Here is a 14174-nt window from a genome sequence, read left to right on the forward strand (position 1 = left end):
TCCTCCAGAAGCAGCGCCTCAATGTGCATCTCCTGCCGAGACAAAACGTTTTCAGTCCTGTCAGCCTCTCAATCGCTACATCAGGACGCGGGACATGATCTCAAAAGAGCAGTTCTACGACAGCCTTAAGAACACCAGTCCGCCTAGCGGCCTGTCTCTTTCTCAAACAGCACTTTGGTGGATTGGAAAACAGAACTGGGCCAAAGCACACGAACTGGTGCAATCAGCCGAAGGCATACGACCAAACGACCGTATTCACGCGCTTCTTCACCGACAGGAAGGAGATCTGGCCAACGCCCGCTACTGGTATTCCAGAGCCGATGCCAGAATGCCGGACCAGACCATTATGCAGGAATGGGATGACCTGGTCCGACAGAACTTCGCTCAGACAGAAACCCAACCATCCTGAGCAAGAGCAACGCCCGCAAGATAAAGACTACCGCAAATCAGCACGCGTGCGGGCTCTTGCCCACTTTCGGCCAAACGCTCCAAAGCTTTGACAATCGTCGGCCCAGCAATTGCGATACCACCAGACGCAGCAACAAGCTCCTCCACAGGCGTGGCAAGATGCTGGTCAACTTCCGCAACCGCCTGAACACTTGCTGCACGCGCCAAGAGGGGCTTGAGAAATCCAATCACGTCCTTGCTTTGCTTGACCCCGGCAATGATGTGAACAGGCCGGTCTTTCCAACCATCAAGCACTTCCCCCAGAACCTCACCAGCACCCGGGTTATGACCACCGTCCAGATAAAGCTCCCACCCATCTGGCAGCATAGCAGCAAGCGTTCCGCTCAATCGCTGTAACCGGGCAGGCCAATCAGTTCTGGCGATGCCCTCATAGGCGCCGAACGGAATATTCAACCCAGACACCCGCAGCGCAGCAATCGCAAGAGCAGCATTCGTCGCCTGATGCGGCCCCTTCAACCCCGGTAAGGGCAATTCAAGGCTACCTTCGGGGTCAGAATAATGCAGCGTCAGACCATCCACCCGAACGTGTACATCCTGCCCCAAAACCCACATCGGCGCCTTCAAAGCCTCTGCACGCTGCCGAATGGCATTCAACGCCTCTGGAGCCTGCGGAGAGACAACGACAGGCACACCAGACTTGATGATCCCAGCTTTTTCTCCAGCAATGGCTTCCAGGGTCTCTCCCAGAAAGGCCTGATGATCCAGACTGATTGTCGTGATGGCACACGCAGCAGGCTTAGGAACCACATTTGTGGCATCCAGCCGTCCACCGAGACCCACTTCAAGAATGACAAGGTCAGCAGGGATGCGGGAGAAAAGAAGAAAACCTGCGGCCGTCAAAACCTCGAAGACGGTAATGGGCGCACCTGCATTAACGCGTTCAACCTCTTCAAAAGCATCCACCAGCGTATCTTCGTCAACCAGCTTCCCTGCCAGACGAAACCGCTCAGTAATGCTCACAAGATGCGGGCTGGTCATCACATGCACGCTGAGACCTGCTGCCTCGGCAATCGCCCGCAGATTGGCGCATGTGCTCCCCTTGCCGTTCGTACCAGCAACATGAATGACTGGCGGCAAGTGCAATTCGGGATGACCCAGCTTAGCCAGAAGAACTTCCAGCCGCCCAAGAGAAAGATCAATCAGCTTGGGATATAACTGGTGCAACCGGGCAAGAACCTCGCCCGGCCGTCCTTGATATTCACCAGCCAGACGGACCGGCTCCCCCTTCTGGGCACCCATCAGGCAGCGACGTCCGGAGCCGCCTTTTGGCGTGTCAGCATACCAAGAACACGTCCCAGAAGCTCAGGCAGCTCGGAGCGCTTTGCAACAATATCAACCATCCCGTGCTCACGCAGGTACTCGGACCTCTGGAAACCTTCCGGCAGTTTCTCGCGCACGGTGTCCTGAATCACACGAGGACCAGCAAAAGCTATGAGCGCGTTCGGCTCAGCAATGTGAATATCACCCAGCATTGCGAAAGACGCTGACACGCCCCCGGTCGTCGGGTTCGTAAAGACCACGATATAGGGCAGACCAGCTTCCTGAAGCATCTGCACGCCAATCGTCGTACGCGGCATCTGCATGAGGCTGACAGCGCCTTCCTGCATACGCGCGCCGCCGGAAGCCGTGTAAATCACCAGCGGGGCCTTCTGAAGAACAGCCAGACGACAGGCCGCCACAAAAGCCTCACCCAGACCTGCTCCCATCGTTCCCAACAGGAACTCAGGCGCCATGACGGCCACCACAGCCTTCTGCCCCTGAATTCGGCCATGTGCGACCACAAGCCCCTCATCAAGATGAGACTTGTTTCGCGCGTCCTTCAGACGATCGGTGTAACGTTTGGAATCCTTGAACCCCAGCGGATCAACCGGCATCTTCGGCAGCTCGATGGTCGTATATTCGCCACCATCGAAAGTCCAGGCCAGACGCTCCTTTGCCGTCGCACGCATATGATGCCCACAATGCGGGCATACCTTCTGAGAGCGCTCCATTTCCTTGACGAGCATCATCTGCCCGCAGGACTCGCAGTTTGTCCAAAGATTATCCGGCACGTCCCGCTGAAGCAGGCCACGCAGCTTGGGTCGGACGTAATCGGTCAGCCAGCTCATGTCGTCTCGTTACTTTCTGCCTGCCTTCGGGACGAAGGCCAGAATGGGGAAAGGCTCTTGTACAGGCCATTCATAATCGGCGCGTTTTAGCGTTGCCAGCATATTTATGCCAGCCTTGCCATACAGAACTGTGCCCACCCTCGCAAAAATATGGCACCATCTCCCTTAAGGAACACGCACCGCGATCACCTGCAACCAATGAGCGTCCCCGCGGTTTAATCAGGCAAAATCAGTGAACAGACGGGCTATTGTTCCCGTCCGGAGAAACCCCAATGTCCGACAGTTTCAATACCGTGCAGTTCTCCCCTCAGTCAGGCCTGAAACCCGGATGGTTCATCGGCGTGGGAGCCTTCCTGGTCGTCCTGGGGCTTCTGGCGGCCTTTGATGCGGTTGCTACAACGCTTGCTAGCATGGTGCTTCTGGGCATTCTGCTCATTATCGGAGGAATCGCCCAAATCATGCAGAGCTTCGCGCATCGCGGGCTCCCCCTGCCCAACCAATGGCTTTCCGGCCTGATTGGCGGACTTTACATCCTTGGCGGCCTTCTTCTCATCGAAGAGCCCGCTACCGGATCGGTCTTCATTACAGCCATCCTTGCAGGCTGTCTGATCTTCGCAGGCCTTAGCCGTGCCTTCTGGGCCGCCGGGCACCGCACAACAGGTGGTTGGGGCCTCCTCGCCGTCAGTGGCATCTTCACGCTCCTGATCGGCATCCTTCTTTACATGACACTGCCGTGGTCAGGCTTTTGGCTAATCGGAACCCTGATTGCCATCGAGCTTCTGATGGCTGGGGCATCTGCCATTCTTTTTGGTATGTCACTGCGCAATCGCACTTGATCAGACTGCAAATAAAAAAAGCGCATCAGAGAGTCCCCTGATGCGCTCCAAAATCACCACCTGAAACAGGTTTCAACCCCGAACAGCCGCAGACAACTCAATAAGCTGCTTCAATACGGATGGAACCGTCTTTTCCGTCGCTTGCCCCTCAGACAACGTTCCCGCCATCGTCTTGATCAAAGCAGACGCCACAACAGCCGCATCCCCAATCCGGGATGCCGTCCGCGCCTGTTCAGGCGTCGAAATCCCAAACCCGATCGCAACCGGCAGATCCGTCGCTTCCCGAATCTTTGGAAGAGCTTCCTCAAGTTGCGCCTGACTGGCACTGCCCGTCCCCGTGATCCCCGTGATGCTCACATAATAAACGAAGCCTGAGGCATCTTTCAGCACATGGAACAGGCGCGTCCGAGACGTCGTCGGCGCCACGAGAGAAATAATATCCAGCCCGGCTGCCCGCGCGTGAGCATCCAGAAGATCCGCCTCTTCCGTCGGCATATCCACAACAATGATACCATCCACACCCGCCTGAACCGCATCAAAGCAGAATTCCGCTGGCCCGTAGCTATCAATCGGGTTCAGATACCCCATCAGAATAATCGGCGTCTCAGCATCGGTCTCCCGGAAAGACCGAACCATCCCCAGAACGCCACCCAACGTCGCCCCAGCCTTCAGCCCCCGCAGTGCCGCAGCCTGAATCGTCGGACCGTCCGCTGAAGGATCGGAGAACGGTACACCAATCTCGATCAGATCCGCCCCCGCAGCTGGCATCGCCTTAAGCAGCTCCAGCGAGGTCTCATAATCCGGATCAAACGCCTGAAGATACGGAATCAGTGCACCCCGTCCCTCCGTCTTGAGGGCTTCAAAACGGGCTTTGATACGGCTCACAGGTTCACTCCCAGATGGCTCGCCACAGTGAAGATATCCTTGTCTCCACGGCCGGAGACGTTCAGCACGATGATCTTGTCCTTCGGCATCTCCGGCGCAATCTTCATGACATGCGCCAGTCCATGGGCGCATTCGAGAGCCGGAATAATGCCTTCCGTCCGCGTCAGAAGCTGGAACGCATCCAACGCTTCCTGATCCGTCACACCAACATACTCGGCACGGCCAATATCATTCAGCCAGGAGTGCTCCGGCCCAATCCCCGGATAATCCAGCCCCGCACTGATCGAATGCGCCTCTTCGATCTGACCATGCTTGTCCTGAAGCAGATACGTCCGATTGCCATGCAACACACCCGAACGCCCACGAGAGATGGATGCCGCCGTCTTGCCAGAATCCAGTCCCAGCCCAGCAGCCTCCACACCAATCAGACGCACATCCGCATCATCAAGGAACGGATGGAAAATCCCCATTGCGTTTGAGCCGCCGCCAATGGCCGCAACAATAACATCCGGCAGACGCCCCTCAGCCCGGACAATCTGCTCCTTTACTTCCGTACCAATGATGGACTGGAAATCACGAACCATCTCAGGATAAGGATGCGGCCCCGCAACCGTGCCCACCAGAAAATATGTATCCGCCACGTTCGCAACCCAGTCGCGCATGGCTTCATTCATGGCATCCTTGAGTGTCCCGGCCCCAGCCGTCACCGGCTTCACCTCAGCCCCAAGCAGATGCATGCGGAATACATTGGGCTTCTGGCGCTCAACATCCGTTGCGCCCATGTAAATGACGCATTTCAACCCAAAGAGCGCACAAACCGTCGCCGTCGCCACACCATGCTGGCCAGCGCCCGTCTCAGCCACAATCCGCGTCTTGCCCATCCGCCGGGCCAGAAGGATCTGCCCCATGACGTTGTTGAGCTTATGCGAACCCGTGTGGTTCAGCTCCTCACGCTTGAGATAAACCTTCGCACCACCCAGCTCTTCCGTCAGGCGCTTCGCAAACCACAACGGGCTCGGACGGCCAACATAGTCCCGGTAATAGTAGTCCAGCTCCTCACGAAACGCTGGGTCAGCCTGCGTCGCGCGATACGCCTCCTCCAGTTCAAGAACCAGAGGCATCAGCGTTTCCGCAACAAAGCGTCCACCAAAGACGCCAAACCGGCCGCGCTCGTCCGGTCCGGAACGCAGGGAATTAGACAAGGAAGATGAAGGGGTCGTCATACCGGGCTCTGTTCCGCTTAAAGGGCTAACCAGCGATACCAAGGCCAGACGGGAACGTCCATCCACACCCTTTTCAAGAAACCACCTTGGCCGAATTCTTTAGAGCCCCCTTGCACAGAGCGCATCCTCAAGACATGAGTCAGAACACCTCCTGCCTCCGACCAAGGATCTTTCTCTAATGCTTCTCGCCCGGCCTGCCGGCACACCGGCCCGCGAGATCGGCCCGGACGTCGATATCAATGCCACGAACTGGATTGACCTCATCAATCCAACACATGATGAAATCACAAAAGCTGAGACACTCCTTGGGGTTCACATTCCTAAACTGGAAGAACTGGAAGAGATCGAAAGCTCATCCCGCCATTATGAACGAGACAACTGCCTCTATCTCTCCACCCCCTTGGTACGCCGCGCGGATGACATCTCCTTCTCCAAACCCGTCGGCTTCATCCTGACGGAAAAGAGAATCATCACGGTCCGCTATACGGACTATTTCGCGTTTGATCTCGTTGGCGGAAAACTGGCCGAATACCCGGCAGGCAAGGTCTCGCCGTCTTCAACAGAACTGCTGGTTGAGCTTCTCGAAGAAATCATCAACCGCTTGGCTGACATCCTCGAAGGCCTGGGGCGCACGCTCGACACCATTTCCCGTCGCGTTTTCAATGCAGAGCAGCCCCGAGACCGTATGCGCGTCGGCGCAATGCTCCGGGAAACCCTGCGGCGCCTTGGCTATGCGGGCGACCTAGCCTCGACAGTCCGGGACAGCCTTCTCGGGATCGACCGTGTTCGTATCTATCTGGAAGATTATATCAGTCAGAGCCTGCAAAAGGCCAAGGATCAGGGCACTTCTCCCCTTCCAGCCAGAGACACCGCTGGAAAATCACCAACCCCGGCTGACACATTCAAATCACGCCTCAAAGTCGCAGGCCGCGACATTGCCTCCCTGAGCGACTTCGATGCCCAGATCGTCAGCAAGGTCCAATTCCTTTTGGATGCGACTTTAGGCTTCATCAGCATCGAACAAAACGACGGCATGAAGGTTCTTACCGTCGCCAGCTCAATTGGGATTATGCCAACCCTGATCGCAGGTATCTACGGCATGAACTTCAAGGACATGCCGGAGCTTACCTGGAAATATGGCTACCCTTACGGGCTCACCCTGATGGTTCTATCCACCATCCTGCCACTCTTCTGGTTCTGGCGCCGTGGATGGTTCGGAACCCGTTAGGAGTCTTCTTCAACCCGCAAACCACCCTCAACGGGTCGGAAAGGCAGAACAGAGCGCTGATATGCCACCGGGAAACGATGGAGCTGTTTTTCCCACAGTTCCACATCACTTCCTTCCGGCAAAACGACGTTGTCTACGCCACACCGCTTGAGGAAGGCCGCCTGATCTGGAAGAACATGCCCTTCCGCACGAATTTCTCCCGAAAAGCGGAGGTACTCCCGCAACTCCCGCGCTTGCGTAAACACACGCCCATCACGGAAGATCGGAAAGCGCAAAACAACCAGCTCAAGTCGATTGAGATACGGTTTCAGGGCCGTCGCATCATCAGCAATATCCAGAAGAACAGCGCGTGCGTCTGTGTTCTCTGCCAACTCTGAAAGCGTTACCAACACCTCATGAAACTTGGCAGGACGCTCATTCAGCTCAAACAGTTTCATAAGCCGCCTCCTTGAAAGGAACGTCCCCGAGTCGATCTAACGTATCGAGGAACGTCTCCCCTTTCTGCCTTACACCAAGGTAGCAATCCACCAACCGGGCAATCGCATCAACCGTATCGTCTTCCGGAAGCGCCGGGCCCAAGATTGTTCCAATGGATGCGCCGTTCTCTGCCCGGCCGCCCAGAGTAATCTGGAAGAACTCTTCCCCACGCTTGTCCACACCAAGCAAGCCAATATGACCTGCATGGTGATGGCCGCATGCATTGATGCAACCCGAGATATTAATCCGCAGCGCTCCGATTTCCGCCTGCAAAGAGGCATCCCCAAACCGAGCACCCAGCTTCTGGGCAATCGGAATGGAACGCGCGTTTGCCAGTGCGCAGTAATCCAGTCCAGGACAGGCCACGATGTCACCGATCAGACCAATATTGGCCGATGCCAGATCCACTTCTTTCAGGGCCTGCCACAGATCATACAGTCGATCCTGTCGAACATGCCCCAGAACAATGTTCTGAAGATGCGTAATCCGCAGTTCGCCAAAGGAATATTCGTCAGCCAAGTCGGCCAAACGGTCCATCTGGGCAGACGTCGCATCTCCCGGAATTCCCCCGGCAGGCTTCAGAGAAACAACCGCAATAATATGACCGGCATCACGATGAGGATGCGTATTGCTTCGAACCCAGAGGTCAAACTCCGGATTGGCCCCACGTCTGGCAGATAGCTCCTGAGACGCATTATCCGGGGCTGATAGTTCCGGCACAGCAAAGCGCGCGCGGATTGCATCCACCATTTCAGGCGTCAGACGGTAATGCTCCAAATCCATCTGTTGCAGCTCAGCTTCGACGGCCTCACGATAAGCCTCAATGCCCAGAGCCTGAACCAAGATCTTGATCCGTGCCTTGTAGATATTATCGCGACGGCCATGCGCATTATAGACGCGAACAATTGCTTCGAGCGTTGCAAGCAGTCGCTCTTCAGGCACCGCATCAAAAATTTCCTGCCCGATAATAGGCGTACGGCCTAAGCCTCCCCCTACAAAGATCCGGAAGACAGGACGGCCATCCGCCCCCGCTCGGGCCAGAATCCCAATATCATGGAAACGGGCTGCCACCCGGTCATTCGGACTGCCAGAAATAGCAATCTTGAATTTCCGCGGCAGGAACGTGAATTCGGGATGAAGTGTGGACCACTGGCGGAGAATTTCCGCATGGATACGCGGATCTACGACTTCATCCGCAGCTGCCCCTGCAAATTCGTCAGACGTCACATTCCGGATGCAGTTGCCGCTGGTCTGAATGGCATGCATATCCACTTTTGCCAGATCGCGCAGAATGTCCGGAGTTTCTTCCAGCTTTATCCAGTTGAACTGAATGTTCTGACGCGTGGTAAAGTGCCCATAATCACGATCGTACCGACGTGCGATATGCGCAAACATCCGCATCTGCTGACTGTCGATCGTGCCATACGGAATAGCGACCCGCAGCATGTAAGCGTGAAGCTGAAGATACAGACCATTCATCAGCCGCAGCGGCTTGAACTCGTCTTCACTCAAACTTCCATCGATACGACGCGTCACCTGCTCGGAAAATTCGTCGATGCGCGCGGCCAGAAAATCGCGGTCAATCTGGTCGTACTGATAATGGCCAACTGGAGCGTTCATTGCCCGGCCTCCACTGAAAATTCCGGATGTACAGTCGGACCATGCGCCCGAATTCGCTCACGCACCGTCACAGGTTCTGGAGGATCAACATCGCGTACAGCCACTTCATAAACACCTACGACGCCATCGTGCTGAGCACGCGCCTGAACACTCTCAAGAACATCGTTCACAGCGTCAGCATCCAGTTTTTCCGCCGCAGCAACTTTGGCCGTCCAATGTCCATCATGGCTGCGCCAGACGATTCTTCCGTCCAGAAGGCGATTAGCCGTCAGAACAAGTTTCTCACCCGCTCCAACACGAACTGGTCGTTTCATGATGCCCTCCGCAGGAACGAAACTGACATAGGATAAACCATCAACTCGCAGGTTTCCCCTTGCATGACCTCGAAAGAAGCTCCGAAGATCTTCCCAACGTGATGCTGCGAATGAAAAAGGACTGACCGTAGCAACGAAAAATTCACCATAACGAATCAAATAATGATCCATTATGGTGAATTATCCAACCTCAATAAACAAAATTTAGTGATAATTTTTTATAACTAATTATTATAGTTATATCGAGAATGATATCGGAGCCCGATTAGGTCTCTGCATTCCCGCTTCCTCGGCCTGACGCAGCAACCCTTCCAAGGTCACAGCATCCATCTTTTTGGCCAGTTCAACATTCATTGACGCCCAAAAAGGTTCAAGAACCTTTTCTATCAACGGGTTGGCGGCTTCACCATCCGGGGTATGCTCTTCTGTAACGGCCTGAACAATTTCATGCACGGTAATCGTCCGCGGCGGACGGCCCAACCGATAACCGCCTTTGGGGCCTCGCACACTATCCAGAAGTTTTTCTCTTGAAAGAGCCTGAAGAACAGGCTCAATCCCGCGACGCAGCATATTACCCCGCTTGGCAATATCCGCGCCACTCACCACACCGGAACGCCCCGCGTGAAAAGCAACATCCAACATGATTGAAACAGCTGTCAGGGCACGATCGCGGCGAAGATACATGAATTTTCCGAATTCAACGCAAAAGAAAGGGCACTTGAACAACTTGCGATGCTCATTCGTGTATTTGGGTCTTTCAAACAGCCCTGTCAATCATTGAAACGGGATTACAGCTCCAATCGGATGACTCTACTCCACATATTCGCGATAATATCGCCCACCTAGAGAGGTCAAAATTTCATATCCGATAGTTCCCGCAGATGCGGCCACATCATCAACGCTTCTGCGTGGCCCAATCAGATCCACATACATATCCGCATGTAGCTGAGACTCCGGAACAGCAGACACATCCAGCGCCAAAGAATCCATGGAGATGCGCCCGACGATGGGCAACGCAATATCTCCCAACCATGCACAACCCGTACCGCTATTATGCCGGGAAAAACCATCCGCATATCCCACAGCCACAGTCGCAATACGGCGTGGTTCACCAGGGCGGTAGGTCAAACCATACCCAACAGCATCGCCCACTCCCACATCACGTAACTGAAGGACACGTGCGCGAAGCGAAACAACCTGCTGCAGAGGATTAGGAGCTTCAGCATTAGGAGCGATTCCATAAAGAGCCGCACCAGGCCGGACCAAATCCATATGGTAATCCCTATCAAGGAATATTCCCGAGGAAGCCGAGAGACTTAAAGGAGCCGCAGGCATTAATGCAGCCATGTCTCGAAATCTTTGGCACTGCATTTGGTTCGCCTCGCTGAATGGATCGTCGGCACAAGCCAGATGACTCATCACCAGTCCAAGACGGATCCCCTCTAGAAGACTTTTGTCCTCGGAGAGCCTCTGGACGTCCCCCCAGGAAAGACCGAAACGGGACATACCACTATCAACCTGGATAACGGCCTCCAGAACGGCCCCTTCACGCACAGCCTCGCGCTTCCAGAGATCTATTTGTTCAAGACTGTTCAGAACCGGCCGGAGCCCGAAATAGGCACACTCAGCTGCCGCTCCCGGCCGCGGCCCATGCAGAACCGTAATCCGAGTCTCTGATGAGACGATCTGACGCAGAGCAATTCCCTCATCAACATGTGCGACAAAAAACTCTTTTGCGCCTTCCCGTTCGAGAACAGGCGCGACTTGCTCAGCACCCAGCCCGTAGGCATCCGCTTTCACAACAGCAGCACAAATTGCCGTTCCCACCTTATCCCTCAAAAAGCGATAGTTTCTGGCGATAGCCTTGAGATCGACCACAAGAGTGGCACCCGCCCGGGAGGCAGGCCAAAGGTGGGGAGCTGATAAGATCGTCATACGTCACCCTATCGCAAATCGAAATGAAATTTCCTGCATAAATTCAGCATATTCTTCAGTCTCAAACGTTATATATGCAGCATACAACCAAGGAAGACGGAAAATTGTGACATGATCTTCGATCGCACCACCGAATCCATTCTTCGCCTTCTGCAACATGACGGCCGTATGAGCAATGCAGACCTCGCGGAACGCGTTGGTCTTTCACCCTCAGCATGCCTGCGACGTGTCAAAATGCTTGAAGAGAAAGGCATCATCCGAGGTTACCATGCCGTCATCGACGATCGGTCCGTACATAACCTGACAACAGTCATTGTACAGATAACTTTGGAACGCCTGACGGACGAAGCTCTAAGACGCTTTGAAGCACGCATTAAGGAATGCGCCGACATTCGTGAGTGCTACCTGATGACTGGTGAAGCAGACTATCTTCTGCATGTGGCAGCCCGGGACTTGGCAGACTACGAACGAATCCACAAAGAGGAACTCTCTCGCCTCCCGGGTGTGATCCGTATTCACAGCAATTTTGCCATCAGGCCCGTTGTGCAGCGTTGGAGCACTCAAAACATTAGCCAAACAAAATAAGCAAATTTTAATCGAACTGCATTTGCGAACTAATCTCATTTAAGGTATGGGAAATTATTGCCTCATGATAGGACGCTACGAGCAGCTCATGATCATCTGTTCATGTAACGCACTTTCCCACAAAGACGTCGAGTCGGCCATTGATGCTGGAGCCTCCCGACCTTCTGAAATTTACACCGCCAAGAAGTGCCGTGCTCAGTGTGGGAACTGCGTTCCAGAAATGGTCTGCCTTTTGAAACAGGCCATTCAGGAGCGACGAAATCTCGGTCTAGCCAATACGAAAATTGCACAGCCACCGACACAAACTGCATACTGTTAATTTAGAGAACTAAAAAATGCCCGGGATTACCGAGCATTTTCGAAGCATTCAGTCTTGATCAGGAGCTGCTGCGGAATTGGTCTGAATGTACCGCTCGATTCCAACCTGCTTAATCAGATCGAACTGACGATCGATAAAGTCTTCATGCTCTTCTTCATTCACGAGAATCTTAAGAAGAAGATCACGAGAAACATAATCCCGTACGCTCTCACAATACGCGATGCCTTCACGCAGATCTTCGAGAGCTTTTTTCTCAAGCTTTAAATCGCATTCCAGAATCTCTTCAACGCTCTGTCCAATCAAAATTTGATTTAGGCGCTGAACATTAGGCAACCCGCCCAAGAAGAGAATGCGCTCGATTAGCCAGTCAGCATGACGCATTTCTTCAATGGATTCTTCGTATTCTTTTTTACCCAGCAGCGTCACGCCCCAATGACGCAACGTCCGTGCATGCAAGAAATACTGGTTGATGGCCGTTAACTCGTTGGTCAACTGCGTGTTCAGATGCTCGATGATTTTAGGGTCTTTAATCGCCACAGGAAGATCCTCTTCGTTATCTTGATCATCCGTTCATACACCACAATCAAGTAAATAACAAAAATAATTAAGTTATACACTTGATAAAATTAATATACATTCTCATTTAGAATTTTTATTTAAAAAATGTCTTCAAAATTTCCATAGAAACATAATTTAGAAATTATAATTTCAAGTATTAACAAACCATAGAGTTTTTACAAACATAATTAACCCTAAAGAAGGCGCCAATTGCAGAAAAATCGATAGTCGAACATCTATCCCAGTATATGGTAAAAGGCCATAAAATCTTCAAACGATCGATTAGGATATGAAAACGTCTGGCATGTTTGATGGATTCCTACTTTATCTCCGACCTGTAATAGAGAGGCTAACCTTTTTTCCTCTAAAGTCGGGTCGAAGAAGTCAACATCAAACCCAGTCCGCCATCATATCGTTTAGCGCCTCCTGTCGGCGCGGACCATTGAGATCAACAGCGTGAGGCGATGCAGGACGATAATTCGCATCTTGGCGTGGATCCCCACAGCGATCCATCTGTTTGTCCACTAATCGATATAGATCGTTCCATCCTTCATTTTCCATTATAGAGCCTGGATCAGATTTTCCGTTTCCTTCAGTAAATTTAGCGATCATGACGCCGACCAGTCGCATCTACTGCGTTGGAAAGGACATATAGGTTGATGATTAAACTCTTACGATATCCCACGCGAATTTCTTACGCTGATATAATTCTTTCTCGACGCGTAGATAGTTAAATAAATTACAGCATTTCGCCGTCATTATTTCAGACGAAGACAAACCACTATCCATTTAGCGGCAGGATTTGATGATATAATATTTTCGCGTGAGCAACAGGAAGCATCGAAATAAATATGCACCGACACTGCTTTCAGCGCGAAGCTCAGAGTTCGGAATCAATCGAAATAGTGGATACAAAGTGACGCAAGCGTCAGCCAAAAAAAGCTGGTCTCTCTAGTCATATTCGAAGCGGACGAAGTATTGATTGTGACCTTTTAGAGAACCTTTTAGTGTCGCTGAACAATTGCCTTTATGTACACGCCCACTGCAACATCCTACATTTGACATGCTTGTCGCTGCATTAAGGCCTTCCCCTCAAGAGCCATTAGTTGCGAGTTTAGCGATCCCATTTGAACTTGCTAAACGAAGCCTTTGATTCTCCTGATGTTTATTTTTCATCCCGCCTTCTCGCAACACGAAAACCCCCGCTGTCTCGGTGAGAGAGCGGGGGTTTTAGAACTGTATTGGTGTGGTTGCGGGGGCAGGATTTGAACCTGCGGCCTTCAGGTTATGAGCCTGACGAGCTACCGGGCTGCTCCACCCCGCGGTGGTGTATGTGATGTTGGTGTGTGGGAGTTTTTATGAGTGGGCTAGGGGACCTGGCGGCGACCGACTTTTCCGCACCTTGAGGTGCAGTATCATAGGCGCTGAGGGATTTCACGGCCGAGTTCGGGAAGGGATCGGGTGTAGGGCCCTCGCAATGGCCACCAGGTCTTCTAGCCCACCCAGTCTTTTTGAGAGTGGGTGGAGGTTGGTGTTTTATGAGTGTGGCTGATTTCTGTGCATGTGTTTGATGTGAGAAGTATGAGCGATTAGGACCGGTTAGCTGCATGCATTACTG

15 protein-coding genes, 1 tRNA gene and 1 rRNA gene are annotated in these 14174 nt (G+C 53.1%); 5 read left to right on the plus strand and 12 right to left on the minus strand.

Annotated features, from left to right (window positions below; all coding sequences use genetic code 11):
• The first annotated feature begins 94 nt into the window (after positions 1-94).
• Positions 95-409, plus strand: a complete 315-nt coding sequence (locus tag KP708_RS10830; RefSeq protein WP_215751102.1) for a hypothetical protein — start codon at positions 95-97, stop codon at positions 407-409.
• On the opposite strand, the gene KP708_RS10835 is transcribed toward KP708_RS10830, so the two are convergent.
• Together KP708_RS10835 and accD are read right to left on the minus strand one after the other, a co-directional pair.
• Complete coding sequence (locus KP708_RS10835) at positions 385-1707, minus strand: folylpolyglutamate synthase/dihydrofolate synthase family protein (protein WP_215751103.1); 1323 nt, start codon at positions 1705-1707, stop codon at positions 385-387. The two genes, KP708_RS10830 and KP708_RS10835, sit on opposite strands and share 25 nt — an antisense overlap.
• Positions 1707-2576, minus strand: coding sequence for an acetyl-CoA carboxylase, carboxyltransferase subunit beta (gene accD / locus KP708_RS10840; RefSeq protein WP_046900304.1), 870 nt, complete (start codon positions 2574-2576; stop codon positions 1707-1709). The genes KP708_RS10835 and accD overlap by 1 nt, the downstream gene beginning before the upstream one ends.
• Before the next feature lie 272 nt (positions 2577-2848).
• On the opposite strand from accD, the gene KP708_RS10845 reads away from it, so the two are divergent.
• On the plus strand, positions 2849-3412 hold the full coding sequence (locus KP708_RS10845) for an HdeD family acid-resistance protein (protein WP_215751104.1): 564 nt from the start codon (positions 2849-2851) through the stop codon (positions 3410-3412).
• Between the two features lie 72 nt (positions 3413-3484).
• On the opposite strand, the gene trpA is transcribed toward KP708_RS10845, so the two are convergent.
• Positions 3485-4297: a tryptophan synthase subunit alpha gene (gene trpA / locus KP708_RS10850; RefSeq protein ID WP_215751105.1), complete on the minus strand. Its 813-nt coding sequence runs from the start codon at positions 4295-4297 to the stop codon at positions 3485-3487.
• Complete coding sequence (gene trpB, locus KP708_RS10855) at positions 4294-5520, minus strand: tryptophan synthase subunit beta (protein WP_086633068.1); 1227 nt, start codon at positions 5518-5520, stop codon at positions 4294-4296. Before trpB ends, trpA begins: the two co-directional genes overlap by 4 nt.
• Positions 5521-5698: 178 nt before the next feature.
• Here trpB and KP708_RS10860 point away from each other — a divergent pair, with 178 nt between their 5' ends.
• Positions 5699-6748 carry a CorA family divalent cation transporter gene (locus tag KP708_RS10860; RefSeq protein ID WP_215751106.1) on the plus strand — a complete coding sequence of 350 codons (1050 nt, stop codon included), beginning with the start codon at positions 5699-5701 and terminating at the stop codon, positions 6746-6748.
• Here the strand turns inward: KP708_RS10860 and KP708_RS10865 are convergent.
• The 5 genes from KP708_RS10865 to alr all read right to left on the minus strand — a co-directional run bounded on the left by KP708_RS10865 (position 6745) and on the right by alr (position 11094).
• Positions 6745-7185 (minus strand): DUF934 domain-containing protein, encoded by a 441-nt coding sequence (locus KP708_RS10865; RefSeq protein ID WP_202208034.1) that lies wholly within the window; start codon positions 7183-7185, stop codon positions 6745-6747. The two genes, KP708_RS10860 and KP708_RS10865, sit on opposite strands and share 4 nt — an antisense overlap.
• Positions 7172-8845, minus strand: coding sequence for a nitrite/sulfite reductase (locus tag KP708_RS10870; protein WP_215751107.1), 1674 nt, complete (start codon positions 8843-8845; stop codon positions 7172-7174). The genes KP708_RS10865 and KP708_RS10870 overlap by 14 nt, the downstream gene beginning before the upstream one ends.
• Positions 8842-9159: a DUF2849 domain-containing protein gene (locus KP708_RS10875; protein WP_215751108.1), complete on the minus strand. Its 318-nt coding sequence runs from the start codon at positions 9157-9159 to the stop codon at positions 8842-8844. Before KP708_RS10875 ends, KP708_RS10870 begins: the two co-directional genes overlap by 4 nt.
• A 237-nt stretch (positions 9160-9396) precedes the next feature.
• Positions 9397-9843, minus strand: a complete 447-nt coding sequence (locus KP708_RS10880; RefSeq protein ID WP_202208031.1) for an Rrf2 family transcriptional regulator — start codon at positions 9841-9843, stop codon at positions 9397-9399.
• 126 nt (positions 9844-9969) lie between these two features.
• A complete protein-coding gene (gene alr, locus KP708_RS10885; RefSeq protein WP_215751109.1) occupies positions 9970-11094 on the minus strand; it encodes an alanine racemase in 1125 nt (374 codons plus the stop codon).
• A gap of 111 nt (positions 11095-11205) precedes the next feature.
• On the opposite strand from alr, the gene KP708_RS10890 reads away from it, so the two are divergent.
• Together KP708_RS10890 and KP708_RS10895 are read left to right on the plus strand one after the other, a co-directional pair.
• Complete coding sequence (locus KP708_RS10890; protein WP_202208029.1) at positions 11206-11679, plus strand: Lrp/AsnC family transcriptional regulator; 474 nt, start codon at positions 11206-11208, stop codon at positions 11677-11679.
• Positions 11680-11767: 88 nt separating this feature from the next.
• Positions 11768-11998 (plus strand): bacterioferritin-associated ferredoxin, encoded by a 231-nt coding sequence (locus tag KP708_RS10895; RefSeq protein ID WP_215751118.1) that lies wholly within the window; start codon positions 11768-11770, stop codon positions 11996-11998.
• Positions 11999-12046: 48 nt separating this feature from the next.
• Here the strand turns inward: KP708_RS10895 and bfr are convergent, their stop codons facing one another.
• From bfr to rrf, 3 genes are all read right to left on the minus strand, one after another.
• Positions 12047-12535: a bacterioferritin gene (gene bfr, locus KP708_RS10900; protein ID WP_202208028.1), complete on the minus strand. Its 489-nt coding sequence runs from the start codon at positions 12533-12535 to the stop codon at positions 12047-12049.
• A gap of 1268 nt (positions 12536-13803) precedes the next feature.
• Positions 13804-13880, minus strand: a tRNA-Met gene (locus KP708_RS10905).
• 50 nt (positions 13881-13930) lie between these two features.
• Positions 13931-14045: ribosomal RNA gene (rrf, locus tag KP708_RS10910) — 5S ribosomal RNA — on the minus strand.
• Between the last annotated feature and the right edge of the window lie 129 nt (positions 14046-14174).

The organism is Gluconobacter sp. P5H9_a, assembly GCF_018812085.1.
In the GTDB taxonomy this organism is placed as follows: domain Bacteria; phylum Pseudomonadota; class Alphaproteobacteria; order Acetobacterales; family Acetobacteraceae; genus Gluconobacter.

Coding starts and splice junctions, on each gene's coding strand:
- KP708_RS10875 (WP_215751108.1), bottom strand. CDS start 9,159: ATGAAACGACCAGTTCGTGTTGGAGCGGGTGAGAAACTTGTTCTGACG.
- trpB (WP_086633068.1), bottom strand. CDS start 5,520: ATGACGACCCCTTCATCTTCCTTGTCTAATTCCCTGCGTTCCGGACCG.
- KP708_RS10880 (WP_202208031.1), bottom strand. CDS start 9,843: ATGTATCTTCGCCGCGATCGTGCCCTGACAGCTGTTTCAATCATGTTG.
- KP708_RS10895 (WP_215751118.1), top strand. CDS start 11,768: ATGATCATCTGTTCATGTAACGCACTTTCCCACAAAGACGTCGAGTCG.
- KP708_RS10860 (WP_215751106.1), top strand. CDS start 5,699: ATGCTTCTCGCCCGGCCTGCCGGCACACCGGCCCGCGAGATCGGCCCG.
- KP708_RS10830 (WP_215751102.1), top strand. CDS start 95: ATGATCTCAAAAGAGCAGTTCTACGACAGCCTTAAGAACACCAGTCCG.
- KP708_RS10865 (WP_202208034.1), bottom strand. CDS start 7,185: ATGAAACTGTTTGAGCTGAATGAGCGTCCTGCCAAGTTTCATGAGGTG.
- KP708_RS10845 (WP_215751104.1), top strand. CDS start 2,849: ATGTCCGACAGTTTCAATACCGTGCAGTTCTCCCCTCAGTCAGGCCTG.
- KP708_RS10835 (WP_215751103.1), bottom strand. CDS start 1,707: ATGGGTGCCCAGAAGGGGGAGCCGGTCCGTCTGGCTGGTGAATATCAA.
- alr (WP_215751109.1), bottom strand. CDS start 11,094: ATGACGATCTTATCAGCTCCCCACCTTTGGCCTGCCTCCCGGGCGGGT.
- accD (WP_046900304.1), bottom strand. CDS start 2,576: ATGAGCTGGCTGACCGATTACGTCCGACCCAAGCTGCGTGGCCTGCTT.
- KP708_RS10870 (WP_215751107.1), bottom strand. CDS start 8,845: ATGAACGCTCCAGTTGGCCATTATCAGTACGACCAGATTGACCGCGAT.
- KP708_RS10890 (WP_202208029.1), top strand. CDS start 11,206: ATGATCTTCGATCGCACCACCGAATCCATTCTTCGCCTTCTGCAACAT.